General features: G+C 71.6%; 16 protein-coding genes and 1 other RNA gene. 14 read left to right on the top strand and 3 right to left on the bottom strand.

Annotation, left to right across the window (positions count from 1 at the left end):
* Positions 1 to 36: 36 nt before the first annotated feature.
* From BJZ21_RS14285 to prfB, 5 genes are all read left to right on the top strand, one after another.
* Positions 37 to 234 carry a hypothetical protein gene (locus BJZ21_RS14285; RefSeq protein WP_179664358.1) on the top strand — a complete coding sequence of 66 codons (198 nt, stop codon included), beginning with the start codon at positions 37 to 39 and terminating at the stop codon, positions 232 to 234.
* 2 nt (positions 235 to 236) lie between these two features.
* Complete coding sequence (locus tag BJZ21_RS14280) at positions 237 to 629, top strand: TadE/TadG family type IV pilus assembly protein (protein WP_179664357.1); 393 nt, start codon at positions 237 to 239, stop codon at positions 627 to 629.
* Positions 626 to 1,075 carry a hypothetical protein gene (locus tag BJZ21_RS14275; protein ID WP_179664356.1) on the top strand — a complete coding sequence of 150 codons (450 nt, stop codon included), beginning with the start codon at positions 626 to 628 and terminating at the stop codon, positions 1,073 to 1,075. Before BJZ21_RS14280 ends, BJZ21_RS14275 begins: the two co-directional genes overlap by 4 nt.
* 14 nt (positions 1,076 to 1,089) lie before the next feature.
* Positions 1,090 to 1,599, top strand: a complete 510-nt coding sequence (locus tag BJZ21_RS14270; RefSeq protein WP_179664355.1) for a pilus assembly protein TadG-related protein — start codon at positions 1,090 to 1,092, stop codon at positions 1,597 to 1,599.
* Positions 1,600 to 1,814: 215 nt separating this feature from the next.
* A complete protein-coding gene (gene prfB / locus BJZ21_RS14265; protein ID WP_179664354.1) occupies positions 1,815 to 2,933 on the top strand; it encodes a peptide chain release factor 2 in 1,119 nt (372 codons plus the stop codon).
* Between the two features lie 33 nt (positions 2,934 to 2,966).
* Here prfB and BJZ21_RS14260 read toward each other — a convergent pair whose 3' ends face one another.
* Positions 2,967 to 3,626, bottom strand: coding sequence for a hypothetical protein (locus BJZ21_RS14260; RefSeq protein WP_179664353.1), 660 nt, complete (start codon positions 3,624 to 3,626; stop codon positions 2,967 to 2,969).
* A 41-nt stretch (positions 3,627 to 3,667) separates the two neighbouring features.
* On the opposite strand from BJZ21_RS14260, the gene BJZ21_RS14255 reads away from it, so the two are divergent.
* From BJZ21_RS14255 to ssrA, 8 genes are all read left to right on the top strand, one after another.
* Positions 3,668 to 5,584, top strand: a complete 1,917-nt coding sequence (locus BJZ21_RS14255) for an alpha-amylase family protein (RefSeq protein ID WP_179664352.1) — start codon at positions 3,668 to 3,670, stop codon at positions 5,582 to 5,584.
* 100 nt (positions 5,585 to 5,684) lie between these two features.
* Complete coding sequence (gene ftsE, locus BJZ21_RS14250; protein WP_179664351.1) at positions 5,685 to 6,374, top strand: cell division ATP-binding protein FtsE; 690 nt, start codon at positions 5,685 to 5,687, stop codon at positions 6,372 to 6,374.
* A 79-nt stretch (positions 6,375 to 6,453) separates the two neighbouring features.
* A complete protein-coding gene (gene ftsX, locus BJZ21_RS14245) occupies positions 6,454 to 7,365 on the top strand; it encodes a permease-like cell division protein FtsX (protein WP_179664350.1) in 912 nt (303 codons plus the stop codon).
* A gap of 55 nt (positions 7,366 to 7,420) precedes the next feature.
* A complete protein-coding gene (locus BJZ21_RS21820; protein WP_179664349.1) occupies positions 7,421 to 8,707 on the top strand; it encodes a peptidoglycan DD-metalloendopeptidase family protein in 1,287 nt (428 codons plus the stop codon).
* Between the two features lie 68 nt (positions 8,708 to 8,775).
* Positions 8,776 to 9,267 carry an SsrA-binding protein SmpB gene (smpB, locus tag BJZ21_RS14235; RefSeq protein WP_179664348.1) on the top strand — a complete coding sequence of 164 codons (492 nt, stop codon included), beginning with the start codon at positions 8,776 to 8,778 and terminating at the stop codon, positions 9,265 to 9,267.
* A gap of 7 nt (positions 9,268 to 9,274) precedes the next feature.
* Complete coding sequence (locus tag BJZ21_RS14230) at positions 9,275 to 10,171, top strand: amidohydrolase family protein (RefSeq protein ID WP_343052147.1); 897 nt, start codon at positions 9,275 to 9,277, stop codon at positions 10,169 to 10,171.
* Positions 10,172 to 10,322: 151 nt separating this feature from the next.
* Positions 10,323 to 11,411 carry a PNPOx family protein gene (locus BJZ21_RS21815; protein ID WP_179664347.1) on the top strand — a complete coding sequence of 363 codons (1,089 nt, stop codon included), beginning with the start codon at positions 10,323 to 10,325 and terminating at the stop codon, positions 11,409 to 11,411.
* A gap of 52 nt (positions 11,412 to 11,463) precedes the next feature.
* Positions 11,464 to 11,834: a transfer-messenger RNA gene (gene ssrA, locus BJZ21_RS14220) on the top strand.
* Between the two features lie 201 nt (positions 11,835 to 12,035).
* On the opposite strand, the gene BJZ21_RS14215 is transcribed toward ssrA, so the two are convergent.
* On the bottom strand, positions 12,036 to 12,956 hold the full coding sequence (locus BJZ21_RS14215) for a GNAT family N-acetyltransferase (protein ID WP_179664346.1): 921 nt from the start codon (positions 12,954 to 12,956) through the stop codon (positions 12,036 to 12,038).
* A 644-nt stretch (positions 12,957 to 13,600) separates the two neighbouring features.
* Here BJZ21_RS14215 and BJZ21_RS14210 point away from each other — a divergent pair.
* Positions 13,601 to 14,575, top strand: a complete 975-nt coding sequence (locus tag BJZ21_RS14210) for an ArsR/SmtB family transcription factor (protein ID WP_179664345.1) — start codon at positions 13,601 to 13,603, stop codon at positions 14,573 to 14,575.
* Positions 14,576 to 14,813: 238 nt separating this feature from the next.
* On the opposite strand, the gene BJZ21_RS21810 is transcribed toward BJZ21_RS14210, so the two are convergent.
* Positions 14,814 to 15,788 (bottom strand): helix-turn-helix domain-containing protein, encoded by a 975-nt coding sequence (locus BJZ21_RS21810; protein ID WP_179664344.1) that lies wholly within the window; start codon positions 15,786 to 15,788, stop codon positions 14,814 to 14,816.
* Positions 15,789 to 16,049: the final 261 nt, after the last annotated feature.

The following is a 16,049-nucleotide window of genomic DNA, read 5'->3' as shown; positions in this document are numbered from 1 at the left end:
TGACCCCCGGTTCGCGTTCGGAGAAAGGACGAACCCATGGAACACCTCTCACTGGCCCTCGCCCGGCTGCTGCTCACCGTGCAGGCCCGGCGGCCGCGAGACGACCGCGGCGACGTGCCGGGCTGGGTGCTGATCACGGTGATGACCGCCGGTCTGGTGATGGTCATCTGGGGCATCGCCCGTGACCAGCTGGGCGCGATGCTGCGCGACGCCCTCAGCTCCGTGCACAACTGACCATGCTCGTCATTCGGGGCCGGCGCCTCGAACGGGGCGCCGCGGTCGTCGACTTCGTGCTGGTGCTCGTCGTGCTGGTGCCGCTGTTCCTGGGGATCGTGCAGGTCGGGCTGGTGCTGCTCGTGCGCAACACGCTCGCGGCCGCGGCCTCGGAGGGCGCGCGGTATGCCGCCACCCGCGACGCCGACCTCGCCCAGGGGGCGGCCCGCACCCGCGAGCAGATCGCGGGCGCGCTCACCGGACGCTTCGCCGAGGACGTCGCCGTACGCCGGACCGCGGTCGACGGCGCCCCCGGCGTGGAGGTGGTGGTCCACGCCCGGGTCCCCGCGCTCGGCCTGGGCGGTCCCGCGGTGGAGCTCACCGTCAGCGGGCACGCGGTGGAGGAGCAGCCATGAGGGCGGGTGGCCGGCGCCGGGGCGACCGGGGGAGTGCGCTGGTCGAGGTGAGCTGGCTGGGCATCCTGCTGCTGGTGCCGATGCTGTGGATCGTGCTCTCGGTGTTCGAGGTCCAGCGCGGCGCCTTCGCCGTGAGCGCGGCCGCCCGGGCCGCCGGACGCGCCTACGCGCTGGCCCCGGACGACGCGCAGGGCCGAGCCCGCGCGCTGGCTGCCGCGCGGCAGGCGCTGGCCGACCAGGGCGTGGCCGACCAGCCGCTGGCGGTCGACGTGACCTGCCGGCCGTTCCCGGGCGACTGCCACAACGGGACGTCGGTCATCACGGTGCGGATCCGGTCCCGGGTCGATCTCCCGATGATGCCCGACGTCTTCGGCGGCCAGGCCCCCGGCTTCGCCCTCGACGCCAGCCACACGGTTCCCCTCGGGCAGTTCCAGGAGGTCCGGTGACCCGGGTTGAACAAATGTATGTTCAACCGGCGGGGGCACCTGTCGGCCCCCGCCCCCGCCCCCGCCCCCGCCCCCGCTCCCGCTCCCGCCCCGAGCAGGGCCAGGCGACCGTCATGATCATCGGCCTCGCGGTCGTGCTGGCGATGCTCGTGGCGGTGGTCGTCGACGCGTCCGCGGCGTACCTGCAGCGTCAGGGCCTCGACACCGTCGCCGACGGTGCGGCGCTGAGTGGCGCCGACCTCGGGGCGACGGGGCAGGAGACCTACACGACCGGTGTGCCCGAGGAGGAGCTGCGGCTCACGCCCGAGGCGGTCCGGGACGCGGTGCGTGCCTACCTCGCGGCCACCGGTGCCTACGCGCACTACCCGGGGCTCACCTTCGACGTCGCCGTCGACGCCAACGAGCACCGGGTGCTGGTGGAGGTCCGCGCCCCGATCGACCTCCCGCTCACCGTCCCCGGCGCGCCGGGCCGGGCCTCGATCGGCGCCACCGGCTCGGCCGTGGTCGCCGTGGACCGGCCCTGAACCCCGAGCAGATCTCCTTCGGCCACCACACCCGACACGGGCGGCGTGATCCGGTTTTCGGTCTCGGTCGCCAAGATGCGCCCCCGCTCGTCGCGTCCCGGCCAGTCTGGGCCGATCGCCGCCCGCCTGGACTCACCCCGCCCGGGTGAGGTGTGGACTCACCCCGCCCGGCTGAAGTTAGGGCGGACCCCGGCCGCCGGGTAGGCTCGTCCCTCGTGGCAGGCCCCGACTTCGACACCGAGATCAAGCAGCTCCAGGCAACGATGCACACCGTCGAGCAGGTGCTCGACGTGGACGCCATGCGCAAGGAGGTCGCCGACCTCGGCGAGCAGGTCGCCGCACCCGACCTGTGGGACGACCAGGCCAACGCCACCCGGGTGACCGGCCGGCTCTCCGCGCTCCAGGGTGAGCTGGAGCGGTTCAGCAACCTCATGAGCCGCGTCGACGACCTCGAGGCGCTCGTCGAGCTCGGGCAGGACGAGGGCGACGCCGACTCGATGGCCGAGGCCGAGACCGAGCTCGTGCGGATCAAGAAGGCCGTCGAGGCCCTCGAGGTCCGCACCCTGCTCTCCGGCGAGTACGACGCCCGCGAGGCGCTGGTGACCATCCGCGCCGGAGCCGGTGGCGTCGACGCCGCCGACTTCGCCGAGATGCTGATGCGGATGTACACGCGCTGGGCCGAGCAGCACAAGTACCCGGTCGAGGTCTTCGACACCTCCTACGCCGAGGAGGCCGGCCTGAAGTCGGCCACCTTCGCGATCCACGCGCCCTACGCCTACGGCACCCTGTCCGTCGAGGCCGGCACCCACCGGCTGGTCCGGATCAGCCCGTTCGACAACCAGGGCCGCCGCCAGACCAGCTTCGCCGCGGTCGAGGTGGTGCCGGTGCTGGAGCAGACCGACGAGATCGACGTCCCCGACGAGGAGATCCGCGTCGACGTCTACCGCTCGGGCGGCCCCGGCGGCCAGTCGGTCAACACCACCGACTCCGCCGTACGCCTGACCCACCTGCCCACCGGCACGGTCGTCAGCTGCCAGAACGAGAAGAGCCAGCTGCAGAACAAGGCCAGCGCGATGGTCGTGCTCAAGGCCAAGCTGCTCGCGCTGAAGAAGGCCGAGGAGAAGGCCCACCTCGACGAGATGCGCGGCGACGTCGCGGCGTCGTGGGGCGACCAGATGCGCAACTACGTGCTGAACCCCTACCAGATCGTCAAGGACCTGCGCACCGGCTACGAGGTCGGCAACCCGGCCGCCGTGTTCGACGGCGACCTCGACGGCTTCCTCGAGGCCGGCATCCGCTGGCGCCGCGGCGCCGACAAGGCCGCCGCTAACTGACCTTGGCCCGCGACGGGCCCGGACGGCCCGCGGCTAGGCGGTCCCCGAGGCCGCCTGGGCGACCGCGGCGCACCACCGGTCGGCGCGCTCGACGAGGTCGGGCGGCTCGGTGGCCGCTGTGGTGCCCAGGGTGCAGCCGAGCCAGGCGTCGCCGAAGAGGCCGAAGTAGCCCAGCTCGGTCCCCTTGCCGGTGGCGCGCGGCCCGCACGACGTGGCGACCGACGGCGCGCCGAAGCCGGCGCCTGCCTTGATCGCCGAGCAGCCGGGGCGCAGCTGGGCGTGCGCCAGCCGGCGGCCCTGGGCACGGGTGACCGGGGGAGCGAAGACCCACGCCTTGGCCACGACGCCGTCGGAGGTCCGCCACGAGCAGCCGTACTCGTGCGCCACGTCCGTGACGCCCCGGGCCAGCCGGGCCCGGTCCCCGTTGCCGTACGACGCGTCGTCGTAGACGTGGCTGTCCAGCGCCGCCTCCACCGCGGTCGGCGCCACCGCGTCGCAGAAGGGGGCCCGGGCGACGACCAGCCGGTCGGTCGCCAGCGACGCCAGCGGCGTGCCGACCTCGGTGGGCGTGGCCCGGGGTGCGGGCGCGCCCGCGTCGTCCCCGTGGTCGCAGGAGGTGACCCCGACGAACGCCAGCGCGGCGAGCGCGACCGCGGGCAGCAGGCGGCGCAGGTCGGAGGCGGAGGCGGACACGGGCTCAACATACGGCGTCGGGTGCGCTTGAATGCATACCGATGGAGACCCCTGCCGACCTCCGCGTCGCCGTCGCCGAGGAGCTGCACGCCGTGCCGGCCGAGCGGCGGGAGGCGTTCGCGCTGCGCGTGGACCGCTGGTGGCCCGACCTGTACGACGGGGTCCGCGCGGTCCACCCGGACCCGGAGCCGGTGGCCCGGCGGCTGGTGCTGCTCGCGGCCCGCGCCTACGCGGCGCGCCCCGACGACCTGCACCGGCTCGACCAGCGGCGGCTGCTGAGCCCGGACTGGCTGCAGCAGCCCGGGATGTTCGGCTACGCCTGCTACACCGAGCGGTTCGCCGGCGACCTGCCCGGCGTGGCCCGCCACCTCGACCACCTCGCCGACCTCGGGGTGACCTACCTGCACCTGATGCCGCTGCTGCAGCCCCGTCCGGGCGACAACGACGGCGGCTACGCGGTGCAGGACTACCGCCGGGTCCGGCCCGACCTCGGCACGAATTCGGACCTGCGCGAGCTCGCGACCACGCTGCGCGGCCGGGGGATCAGCCTGGTGGTCGACCTGGTGCTCAACCACGTGGCGCGGGAGCACGAGTGGGCCGAGAAGGCGCGAGCCGGCGACCCGGCGTACCGCTCCTACTTCCACGTGTACGACGACCGCACGCTCCCGGACGCCTTCGAGCAGTCGCTGCCGGAGGTCTTCCCGGACTTCGCGCCGGGCAACTTCACCTGGGACGAGGAGCTGGCCGGCTGGGTGTGGACCACGTTCAACGAGTTCCAGTGGGACCTGAACTGGGCCAACCCCGAGGTGATGCTGGAGCTCGCCGACGTGATCTTGTGGCTGGCCAACCTGGGCGTGGAGGTGCTGCGGCTGGACGCGGTGGCGTTCCTGTGGAAGCGCCTCGGCACCAGCTGCCAGAACCAGCCCGAGGTGCACGCGATCGTCCAGGCGCTGCGGGCCACGGCCCGGATGGCCGCGCCCGCGCTCGCGTTCAAGGCCGAGGCGATCGTCGGCCCGCGGGACCTGGTGCAGTACCTCGGCACCGGGCCGCACACGGGCCGGATCAGCGACCTCGCCTACCACAACAGCCTGATGGTGCAGGTGTGGTCGATGCTGGCCACCGGCGACACCGTGCTGGCCCGGCACGCCCTGGCCGCGCTGCCGCCGGCGCCGACCACCTCGACCTGGATCACCTACGTCCGCTGCCACGACGACATCGGGTGGGCCATCGATGACGGCGACGCCGCGGCGGTGGGCCTCAGCGGCCCGGCGCACCGCCGCTTCCTCGCCGAGTGGTACGCCGGGGAGTTCCCAGGCTCCTGGGCCCGGGGGCTGGTGTTCCAGCGCAACCCGGCCACCGGCGACATGCGGATCAGCGGCACCGCGGCGTCCCTGGCCGGCCTGGAGCACGACACCGACGGCGGCCTGGCCCGGCTCTTCCTCGCGCACGCGATCGTCGCCGGCTGGGGCGGCATCCCGGTGCTGTGGAGCGGGGACGAGCTCGGCCAGGCCGACGACGCCGACTGGGCGGGCGAGCCCGGCCACGCGGACGACAACCGCTGGGCGCACCGGCCGCGGCTGGATCGGGAGCTGGCCCGGCTGCGCCACGACCCGACCACGGTGCCCGGCCGGGTCTTCTCCGGGCTGGCGCACCTGGCCCGGGTCCGGGCCGGCCTGCCCCAGCTGCACGCGGCGGCGACGAGCCGGGTGCTCCCCGACACCGACCCCGGGATCCTGGCCGTGGTGCGCAGCCACGCCAGCGGCACCCTGGTCGGGCTCTACAATGTCACCGGCGAGCCGCGGCCGTTCCCGGTCGACCGGCTGCACGCGGCCGGCCTCGGCACGCCGTACGACGCACTCGGTGGCCATCTCGTGACCACGGGCGCCGACGGCGTGGCCTGGCTGCCGCCGTACGCCGCCTGGTGGGTGGTCGAGGCGCCCGGGACGGAACCCTCGTGAGTCCGCACGTCAGCCCCTACTCAAGCCCGCACGTGAGCCCCGACACGACGCGCGTCGCGGTGTCGGTGACTCTCAGGTTGCTGGTCTAGGCTCGCTGCCCGTGATTCGCTTCGAGAAGGTCTCCAAGACCTACCCCGGCACGGGCCACCCTGCCCTCGACCAGGTGTCGGTGGATATCGAGAAGGGCGAGTTCGTCTTCCTCGTGGGCGCCTCGGGGTCCGGCAAGTCCACATTCCTGCGCCTCGTGCTGCGGGAGTACCGGCCCACGTCCGGCCGTGTCTACGTCGCGGGCAAGGAGATCAACCGGCTCGCCGGGTGGAAGGTGCCGCGGCTGCGCCGCTCGATCGGCACGGTCTTCCAGGACTTCCGGCTGCTGCCCAACAAGACGGTCGCCGAGAACGTCGCCTTCGCGCTGCAGGTTATCGGCCGGCACCGTGGCGACATCAGCAAGGTGGTCCCCGAGACCCTGGAGCTGGTCGGCCTGGAGGGCAAGGCCGACCGGATGCCCGACGAGCTGTCCGGCGGTGAGCAGCAGCGGGTCGCGATCGCCCGGGCCTTCGTGAACCGGCCGATGATCCTGATCGCTGACGAGCCCACCGGCAACCTGGACCCGACCAGCTCGGTGGGGATCATGAAGCTGCTCGACCGGATCAACCGCACCGGCACGACCGTGATCATGGCCACCCACGACGCCGGGATCGTCGACCAGATGCGCAAGCGCGTCATCGAGCTCGACAACGGCCGCGTGGTGCGTGACCAGGCGCAGGGCGTCTACGGCTTCCAGCACTGACCCCGTCCACCGACCGCACGACCAGCCACCCGACTCCCAGCCACCCGACTCCCAGCCCCGAAGAGAGCAACCACTCCTCATGCAGCTGCGTTACGTCTTCTCCGAGCTCGGCCAGGGCCTGCGCCGCAACCTGTCGATGCACATCGCGGTGATCTTGACCCTCATCGTCTCGCTGACGCTGGTGGGCCTCGGCGTGCTGTTGAACAAGCAGGCCGAACGGGCCGCCGACCAGTGGGGCTCGGAGCTGCAGATCACCGCGTTCCTCTGCAAGGCCAGCGACGACAACCCGGCCTGCACCAGCGAGGTCACCGACGCCCAGAAGAAGGCGATCCTCAAGGTCGTCGAGCAGAACCCGGAGGTGGCCGGCTACCACACCGAGTCCAAGCAGGAGGCCTTCGCCAAGATCAAGGAGCTGCTCGGCCCGGACAAGTTCGAGGGCCCGAACCCGGCCGCGACCGCCGCGGACATGCCGGAGTCGGTGTGGATCACGCTGAAGGACCCCAACAAGTACCAGGGGATCGAGAGCGCGATCGTCGGCCTGGACGGCGTCTCCAAGGTGCGCGACCAGCGCCAGGTGGTCGGGCCGGTGCTGCAGGGGCTGGGGCTGATGCAGAAGGGCGCCCTGGGCATCGCCGCGTTCCTGGTGCTAGCGGCGCTGCTCCTGGTCGCCAACACGATCCGGCTCGCCGCGTTCGCACGACGGCGTGAGATCGGCATCATGCGGCTGGTCGGCGCCTCCACCCTCTACATCGCGCTCCCGTTCCTCCTGGAGGCGCTGGTGACCGCGGCGATCGCGGTGGCGATCGCCATCGGCCTCCTCGGTGCCTTCATGTGGTTCGGGGTTCGCGGGCAGCTGGAGAACCTCGTGGGGTTCATCCCGTGGATCGGGGTGGACGCGTTCACGGTCTCCGCCGTCGCCGTCGCGATCCTCGGGCCGGTGCTCACGCTGCTGCCGACACTCGTGCTGACCCGCAAATACCTCAAAGTCTGACCTCGAGCCGCTACGGTCGCAGCGTTCATCTTCCCCGGAGAACGAAGGCAGAACGGTGCGCTCCTTCCCCCGTACCGCCGGCCGACGTCTCGCAGCGGCCTCCCTGGCCGGTGCGGTGTCGCTCGGCGTGCTCGCCGCCCCCTCGGCGCAGGCCGACGACCACAAGCTCAAGGACCGGCAGAAGCACGTCCAGGGCCAGATCCACTCCGCCTCGAAGGACCTCGACGAGTCCAGCGCCCGGATGCGCCGGGCCGCGGCGGCCCTCGACCAGGCCCGGGCCCAGCTCGACCAGGCCCGCGGCGAGCTGCACGCCGCCCAGGCCAAGCGCGACGCCGCCCGGCTGCGCGACCAGCAGATGCAGGCCGCGCTCCAGGCGGCCCAGGCGCGGCTGACCCAGGCCCAGTCCGACGTGAGCCAGGGGCAGCAGGCGGTCCTGGACCAGCAGGACCAGGTCACCGACACCGTCACCTCGATCTACGAGGGGGGCGACCCGCAGCTGACGGCGTTCTCCTCGATGCTGGACGCCCAGAGCCCGTCCGACCTGACCCGCCGGATGGAGGCCAACAGCGTCATCGTCGGCCGCGAGACCCGCGCCTACGACAGCCTGCACGCCGCCGAGGTGCTGCTCCAGGTCCGCGAGGACGAGGTGCAGCAGGCGCGCGACGAGGTCGAGGCCCAGCGCAAGGCGGCCGCCCGGCACCTCGTGGTGATGCGCCAGCTGGTCGGGCAGACCCACGACGCCAAGGACAAGGTGCGCCAGCTGGTCGACTCCCGGCGTACCGCCAAGCAGGGGGCGGTGGCCGCCCACCAGCAGGACCGCCGGCAGCTGGCCAACCTCCGGGCCCACGAACGCAAGATCAAGCAGCGGATCATGCGCCAGGCCCGCCGCGCCGCCCGGCTGGCCGCCCGGCGCCACCACACCGTCGGCTACCGCGGCAGCACCGGCGGCTTCCTCGAGCGTCCCGTGGCCAACAGCTACGTGACCTCGCCGTTCGGCTGGCGCGAGCACCCGATCTACCACTACTGGGGCCTGCACGACGGCGACGACTTCCACGCGCCGTGCGGCACGCCGCTGCACGCCGCCGGCACCGGCCGCGTGATGTCGGAGTACTACTCCTCGGTGTGGGGCAACCGGCTCTACCTCAACCTCGGCATCGTCAACGGCAAGAACGTCACGGTGATCTACAACCACCTGACCAGGTACGCCGTGGGCAGCGGCGCCACCGTGGCCCGCGGCCAGGTGGTCGGCTACGCCGGCACCACCGGCTGGTCGACCGGCTGCCATCTGCACTTCACGGTGATGGTCAACGGCACCGCCGTGGACCCGATGAAGTGGTTCTGACACCTCCACGCGGCGCACCCGGCGCACACCCGGCGAACCGGATTGACCCAACCTGAGAGACTTGCGGGATGGCGAAGGACGCGAAGGACAAGGCGGGCGCGCAGAAGGTCGTCGCGCAGAACAAGAAGGCGCGCCACGACTACGCCATCGAGGACACCTACGAGGCCGGCCTGGTCCTGATGGGCACCGAGGTCAAGTCGCTGCGGGCCGGGCGGGCCTCCCTGGTCGACGGCTTCGTCGACATCGACGACCACGAGGCCTGGCTGCACGGCGTGCACATCCCGGAGTACTCCCACGGCACGTGGACCAACCACGCGGCCCGGCGCAAGCGCAAGCTGCTGCTGAACCGCTCCGAGCTGGACAAGATCGAGCGCCGGGTCACCGAGAAGGGCCTGACCATCGTGCCGCTCGCGCTCTACTTCGTGGACGGCCGGGCCAAGGTCGAGATCGCGCTCGCCCGCGGCAAGAAGAGCTGGGACAAGCGGCACGCGCTCGCCGAGCGGCAGGCGGACCGCGAGAAGGAGCAGGCGCTGGGCCGCCGGCTCAAGGGCATGGACTGAGCCGCCGGTGTCCGACGCGAGGGGGCTGGACCCGGTGATGCAGGACGAGGACGTGCCGGGCTGGTGGCAGGCGCTCGGCCTGCCCGGCCTCTTCGGCGCGCACGTGCACTTCCTGCCCGAGAACGTCCAGCGCAAGGTCTTCGCGCAGTTCGACCAGGCCGGCCCGAAGATCGGCCGCGAGTGGCCGATCCGCTACCGGCAGAGCCACCAGGAGCGGGTCGAGCACCTGCGCGCGATGGGGGTGCGCCGGTTCCCGTCCCTGCCGTACGCGCACCGGCCGGGCATCGCGACCTACCTCAACGACTGGTCCCGCGGCTTCGCCGAGGATGTGCCCGAGTGCCTGTGGTCGGCGACGTTCTTCCCCGAGCCCGAGGCCGCGTCGTACGTCGGGAAGCTGCTCGCCGACGGCGTCGAGGTGTTCAAGGTGCACGTCCAGGTGGGGGAGTTCCACCTCGACGACCCACTGCTCGACGAGGTGTGGGGCCAGCTCGAGGACGCCGGCACGCCGATCGTGGTGCACGCCGGCTCCGGGCCGGTCGGCAACGCCTTCACCGGCCCCGACCCGCTGGAGCGGGTGCTGCGCCGCCACCCCCGGCTCACGGTGCTGATCGCCCACATGGGCGCCCCCGAGTACGACGCGTTCCTCGGCCTCGCCGAGCGGTTCGAACGCACGCACCTCGACACCACCATGGTCTTCACGGGCTTCTTCGAGGCGGAGGCGCCGTTCCCGCGCGAGCTGCTGCCGCGGGTGGCCGACCTGGGGGAGAAGGTGCTGTTCGGCAGCGACTTCCCGACCATCCCGTACCCCTACGCCCACCAGCTCGAGGGGCTGGAGCGGCTGGAGCTCGGCGACGACTGGCTCCGGGCCGTGTGCTGGCACAACGCCGCGCGTCTCTTCGGCTGAGACGACCGTCCCGCCCCTCGGACGGGAGATCCCGGTCGGCTGAGGACCTTGGTCCCTGTGACCCTTCTGTGACCTGGGGTGAACTGGAGGCCATGCACCCCTTCACCCCTGTTGACACGCGCGTGCAGGCGCTCGACGTGGGACGACGCCCGTGACGGTGTCGACCCGCGACTCCGTGGTCGCGGCGCGCACGGAGGTGCCCACCCGGGCCCCCTCTGTCGTGCGCTGGACGGCGCTCTGCGCCGCCGCGGAGGCCCTGGGCATGACCGCAGCAGCCGGAGCATCCCGAGTCGGACACACGCTGGCCGACCGGACCGGACTGCTCGGTGGTGCCGGGGCGGCGCTGGCCGTCGTCGTGGTCGGCGGGCTGGTGGAGGGGGTGGCGCTGGGCTCCGCCCAGGCCTGGCCGCTGGGACGCTGGTTGCCGGCGTTCCGCCGCGGTCGCTATGTGCTCGCGACCGTCCTGGTCGCGGGCATCGGGTGGGCGGGGGCCTCGGCGCCCGCCGTCCTCACGGGGGAGGGCGGCGGGACCGGACCGCCGTTCTCGCTGGTGCTTCCCGGCGCCGCGGGACTGGGACTGCTGATGGGCGCCCTGCTGGGCTCCGTCCAGGCGATCGCCCTACGCGGTGCGACGTCCCACCCGTGGCGCTGGGTAGCAGCCAACGCACTGGCCTGGCCTCCGGCCATGGTCGTGATCTTCGTCGGCGCCGGGCTGCCGTCCGCCGACACCCCGCTGGCGCTGCTGCTGCTCGACGGCGCGGTCACCGGGGCCGTCGCCGGCGCGGTGCTGGGCGTGGTCACCGGGTGGCACCTGGCGTCGCTGACCGGGCCACCGGCGCACAACCGGGTCGTGCTCGACCTGCTGGCCTCGCCGTGGCGGGGCCGCCTGGACCGTCGGGTGCTGGGCCTGGAGGTGCGGGGCCGCGCCACCGGACGCCGCTACCGGCTGCCGGTCCAGTACGCCGTGGACGACGACGGGCTCGTGGTCGTGCCCGGTCGCCCCGAGCGCAAGACCTGGTGGACCAACCTGACCGCGCCGGCCACCCCGGTGGCGGTGCTCTGGGGCGGGGACTGGGTCCCCGGCGCGGCCGAGGTGCTGCGCCCCGGCCGACCCGGCTACGAGCACGCGCGGACGACGTACGCCCGGCGCTGGCGCCGCACCCGGCTGCCGGCGGCCCAGCCCGTCGTACGGATCCGGTACGCCGGGCCCCGGATCGAGTCCCGTGCCGGGAATCCCTGATGCACGCGCCTTGTTGAGTCAGGTAACCTGCCGTTGCAGGCACAACTCAAGAGGGGCTGATCGGTTTCGACTTGGGACGTTAGTTCCAGGGGAAGCGGGTCGAGGAGCCAGCGTCATCTCGTAAACGATCGCTGGAAACCAATAACTGCCAACGCTAAGCGCAGTTCCTTCGCTCTCGCCGCCTGAGCGGTGATCGAAGCGTCCAACCGGGTATCCGTCTCCGGCCCGGACCTGGGCGTCATCTAGGAGACTTGCTGATCGACTGCTGTCGGGGTGGTTGATCGGGACTTAAACCCGACTGAGCCTGTCGGGGACGTGTCCGTGCGAGCCCCGGGGCTGAGAAATGCGACATCACGGACTGCACCCGGAGAAGACCTGGATCGACGCTCGAGGACGCGGGTTCGATTCCCGCCAGCTCCACGAGCGGGGCCTTCGCAGAATTAGCGGAGATCTTCGCACAATCGCCGGTCCCGATGGGGTAGCCCATCGAGAGCCAGCCCTCTTGAACGAGAGCCGCTCCGACATCCGTCGGGGCGGCTCTCGTGCTGTCTTCCGGTGGTCGAGGAGGTCGCGCAGCGATCCTCGCGACACCACACGCGAGCCAGTCCGCTTCGGCGAGAGCCTTCAGGCGAGTTCCTGAGCGACGTCGACGTAGCCTGACGCTCGCACGAAGCCGAGGGTCCGGTTGGCCGCCAGGATCGCCTCGTTCCCCTCCATGTTCTGGGTGAACACACGCGCGACGCCACGGTCAGCCATCAGCAGCGCTTGCCGGGTCTTGAGCGCCGTCGCGATCCCGCGACCGCGCGCGGCCGCGCTGACGCCGGTGAAGAATGTGTTCATCGCGCTCGGGTCGCCCGGGCGCCGCATCACCTGCGTGACCCCGACCAGCACAGCACCGTCTCGTGCCGTCAGGAGCATCCACGGCTCGTCGACCATGTCGCGAAACGACTCGTAGGGCAGGTCACCTCCTCCGTCGGTCGAGTCCGGGGCCTCGCGGAGCCGGGCTTGGACGAACTCATGGAGCGCACGCCACGCCGCGTCGTCCGAGTCGCCGAGCGCCAGCTCGGCGATCTCGACTCCCGGCACGATCGCCGTGGCCCTGTAGTGCGCCTGGTCGACCGCTGCCAGGTCGAGCACGCTCTCGTGGTGGTGACCGACCACAGGCAGACTCCACGCGCGTACGGCGGCCTCGCTGTCGGCCTCGCCCTCGACGTAGCTGTATGTCAGGCCGGGTCGCTGGCCGCGGGCCACGTTCTCCACCACCCCGCGCAGGGCGCTCCCGAGGCCACGTCGTCGATTGTCGGGGAGCACGTGGACGATCGCCGCCCCGTTGCCTCCCGCAGCGACCGGCAGCGGACACACCGCAGCGAACCCGGCGGGCACCCCGTCCACCAAGCCGATGAACCACCGGATGTCCATCGTGGCCGACAGGTCCTGCCACCACACCGCCTGCCAGGCCATCGGGTTGCCGGCGTTCACGGTCGCCAGGTCATCCTCGTCAGTCATGCGCCGCACGGTCACCAGATCGCTCACGTACCGCAGCATCGCACCGGGGCGCGACGTACGCGGTGGATAGAAGACTTCGAGGAGCAGGTCGACGGCGTCGTGGCGATCCGCAGCGCTACGCCGAGCTGGCCGCCGAGGCCCGCTGGTTGCCCCGCCGCTCGGGCCCGTCGCGACGCACCGAGTGGCAGTATTTCGATGTAGAGCGTCATCTCTGCCACTCGTGGGGGCGCGGGGGCGGCTCGAGGATCGACGCATGGCCGCCATTCGCTTGCCGAGCACGCGCAATCCAGGCGCGGGACCTCGAACGTGGATCGGCCTCGGGCGAGGTCTGCTCGGACGCCTGCGGGAGGCCACCGCTGCCCAGGCCGAACTGCACGAGCGGGCGACGTTGCGCCGGGAGCCCTGGCTGGAGGAGTTGCTGCACTGGTCGCACGACGGTGGGGAGTGGCGGCTGCACGGCACCCGCATCCCCCCTGACGGCCGTCGTCGAAGCGTGACTCGAAGTGGCTGGTGTCCCCGCTCCTCCTTGCCGGCCTGAGCGGGAGGAGCGCCCCCGCGCCTCATGGCGGTCGGAACGGCCGCCAGCCGAAGCGAACCGCAATTGAGGTGCCCGCGCTGCTTGCCTCATGATTCGATTCCCGACCGGCCGTTCCCCAGACGGCCCCGACACAGGACGGGCAGCCATGGCCATCCACCTCAGCCTCGAGACGCAGGACCTCCTGCAGGTCAGGTTTGCTCCCAGCACGCTGTGGGAGACGACCGGCAGCCTGCACGTCCTCGGGGACCGGCAGCCGACGTACGTGCACCAGAGGTTCCGCAGCCGGCTGCTGCGGCGGGCGGATCGCGACCTTCTCTCGCTGCTGGAGTTGACCACGATCTCCGGCTGGATTCCCGACACGCTGACCCCGATCCCCGGCGGCACGAGGGCCTCTGCCGTCGAGGAGCTGGCGGCGGTCGCCGCGACGCCGGACGAATCGGTCGACGCCGATCTGGCGGTTCTCGGGCGGCACCGGCCGCGTTCGTCATGGGCCGGCATGACCCGCGTCGAGTTCCGGGAGCGGCTGGCCGAGATGCTGGTGCGCTACTGGCGTGCCGAGCTCGAACAGCACTGGGAGCGGGTCGAGGCGATCTGGGCCTCTGACATCGCGCACCGGCAGCGCATTCAGAGTCGTCACGGCCTGGAGACGACGTTCCACTCGCTGGGGAACGCCATCACCTATCAGAGCTCAAGCCTGGTCCTCGGTTGCTTCCCAGGCGTCTCCACACTCGACGTCGGCGGACACCGGGTCTTGCTGGTGCCCTCCGTGTTCCAAGGACAGGGGCTGGCGACCGCCCCGGGACAGCCGGCCGGCATCAGCTATCCGGCGCGGGGGGCCGGGACGATGTGGGAGACCGAGCTGGCCGCGAGCCGCGAGCTCGGGGCGTTGATCGGTCGCACCCGAGCACGCATCCTCAGCGAGCTCGGGTTGCCGCGCACGACCACCCAGCTGGCACGGTCACTCGAGCTGGCGCCCGCGACCGTCAGCGCCCACCTGGGTGCGCTCGCAGCCAGTGGGCTGGCTCGCGGGGTCCGTGACGGCCGGGCGGTGAGGTACGAGCTGACCGCGATCGGCAGCCAGCTTCTCGACGCCTCGGAGTGTCACGAGCAGTCCGCCTGACCCGGCGGGCGTTCGCCCCTCGCCGAATCGTGGCAGCACACGTGGGCCGTCGGCAGTCTGTTCGGGCCACGTGCGCGCACCAGCCGTCGCGCCTCGTGGGCGCCGGGCCCTGGAGAGAACGCCGTCCCCCGGCAGCGTTGGGCCTGGCACCGTCTGCGGCCCGTGTCCCTCCCCCTAGGGCTTCCGAAGCACGGGTTGGGGTGACAGGTCGACGTCTCTGGCTTGCTTGACCGGATGGTCAGGCAGCAGTCTGCCGGATGCGGCGCTTGAGTTCCTTCTTGACCTGCAGCGGGGTCCGGCCGGCCATGTAATCACCGTGATTCGGACGCTCGTTGTTGTAGTCGGTGACCCAGGCCTGCAGCGACCGGTCGAGCAGAGCGACGTCCTCGACGCGGCCGCGGTGGAAGTGCGGGCGGTAGAACTCGTCGAGCACGGTGCCGTGGAACCGTTCGCACACGGCGTTGTGGTTCGGCGACCTGGGCGGGATCCGGTGATGGTGGAGCCCCAGCTCGCCCACGCGGCTTTGGAAGGCCTTGCCGACAAACTCGGGGCCATTGTCGGTCAGGATCCCTTCCAGGGTGATGCCGTGCTTGCGTAGCGCCTTCTTCAAGTGCGTCAGGAGGAGCGCTGTGACCGCGGCGGTCTTGTCGCCCACCACGAGCTGGACCACCGCGACACGGGTCGCGATGTCGACCGCGGTCAGCTGCCATACCGCGCCGACGCCCTTGAGCTTGCCGACGTAGAACGCATCGAGGGCTACGACCTGCCCCGGCCGCGAGGCGTACTGGCAGAACCCGAACGGGCCCTCCATCGCGGCCTCAGTGAGCTGACCGGTCTCGGTCGCGGTCAACGACGCCAACGCGATCACCCGCTGCTTCGCGGTGCCGAGGTTGTGCCGTCGCAGGACCTTCGCGACCCCCGATGCTGACCGGTCGACACCACGCTTCCTGAGGTGGCGCAGCAATGACTTCGGACCCAGCGTCGGTCGGGCGATCGCCTCGGACACGATCACCGCGACCTCCTCGGAGGTCATCTCGTTCGGCTGGTGCGGCCTACGTCGATCACGCGGTAGCAACGCTGAGAGGCCGTATTGCTCGGCCATGTTGACCCACTCGTAGTAGGTCTTCCTGGAGACGCCGAAGACCCGGCAGGCCTCGCTGACGTTCCCGATCTTGGCGGCGTGCTCGATGAGCCGGACACGCCTGTCGTACACAATGTCCTCGTGGGCCACGGAATGACTTCCTGTTCTCTAGATCTCAGCAATCCAGAGACTGTCTTCCGTGGCCCACACCTACGTGCAGGCTCACCGGGTGTCACCCCAACCCGTGATTCCTAAGCCCTAGGGACACGGGCCGCGCGCCACTTCGAGCTGTGCCGCGTGCACTGGCCGTGACCAGTTCTTGACCGTTCCGAGATCGGAACGCTGCGTGTCCGGCAGGACCTTTCCGCTGAGGACGAATCGTCCCCCGGCTCA

This window comes from Nocardioides panaciterrulae (assembly GCF_013409645.1).
Classification (GTDB): Bacteria; Actinomycetota; Actinomycetes; order Propionibacteriales; family Nocardioidaceae; genus Nocardioides; species Nocardioides panaciterrulae.
This window is presented reverse-complemented; position numbering and strand designations above follow the sequence as displayed.

Coding starts and splice junctions, on each gene's coding strand:
- BJZ21_RS14255 (WP_179664352.1), top strand. CDS start 3,668: ATGGAGACCCCTGCCGACCTCCGCGTCGCCGTCGCCGAGGAGCTGCAC.
- BJZ21_RS14270 (WP_179664355.1), top strand. CDS start 1,090: ATGTATGTTCAACCGGCGGGGGCACCTGTCGGCCCCCGCCCCCGCCCC.
- BJZ21_RS14210 (WP_179664345.1), top strand. CDS start 13,601: ATGGCCATCCACCTCAGCCTCGAGACGCAGGACCTCCTGCAGGTCAGG.
- BJZ21_RS14275 (WP_179664356.1), top strand. CDS start 626: ATGAGGGCGGGTGGCCGGCGCCGGGGCGACCGGGGGAGTGCGCTGGTC.
- BJZ21_RS14285 (WP_179664358.1), top strand. CDS start 37: ATGGAACACCTCTCACTGGCCCTCGCCCGGCTGCTGCTCACCGTGCAG.
- BJZ21_RS14215 (WP_179664346.1), bottom strand. CDS start 12,956: ATGCTGCGGTACGTGAGCGATCTGGTGACCGTGCGGCGCATGACTGAC.
- ftsX (WP_179664350.1), top strand. CDS start 6,454: ATGCAGCTGCGTTACGTCTTCTCCGAGCTCGGCCAGGGCCTGCGCCGC.
- BJZ21_RS14280 (WP_179664357.1), top strand. CDS start 237: ATGCTCGTCATTCGGGGCCGGCGCCTCGAACGGGGCGCCGCGGTCGTC.
- smpB (WP_179664348.1), top strand. CDS start 8,776: ATGGCGAAGGACGCGAAGGACAAGGCGGGCGCGCAGAAGGTCGTCGCG.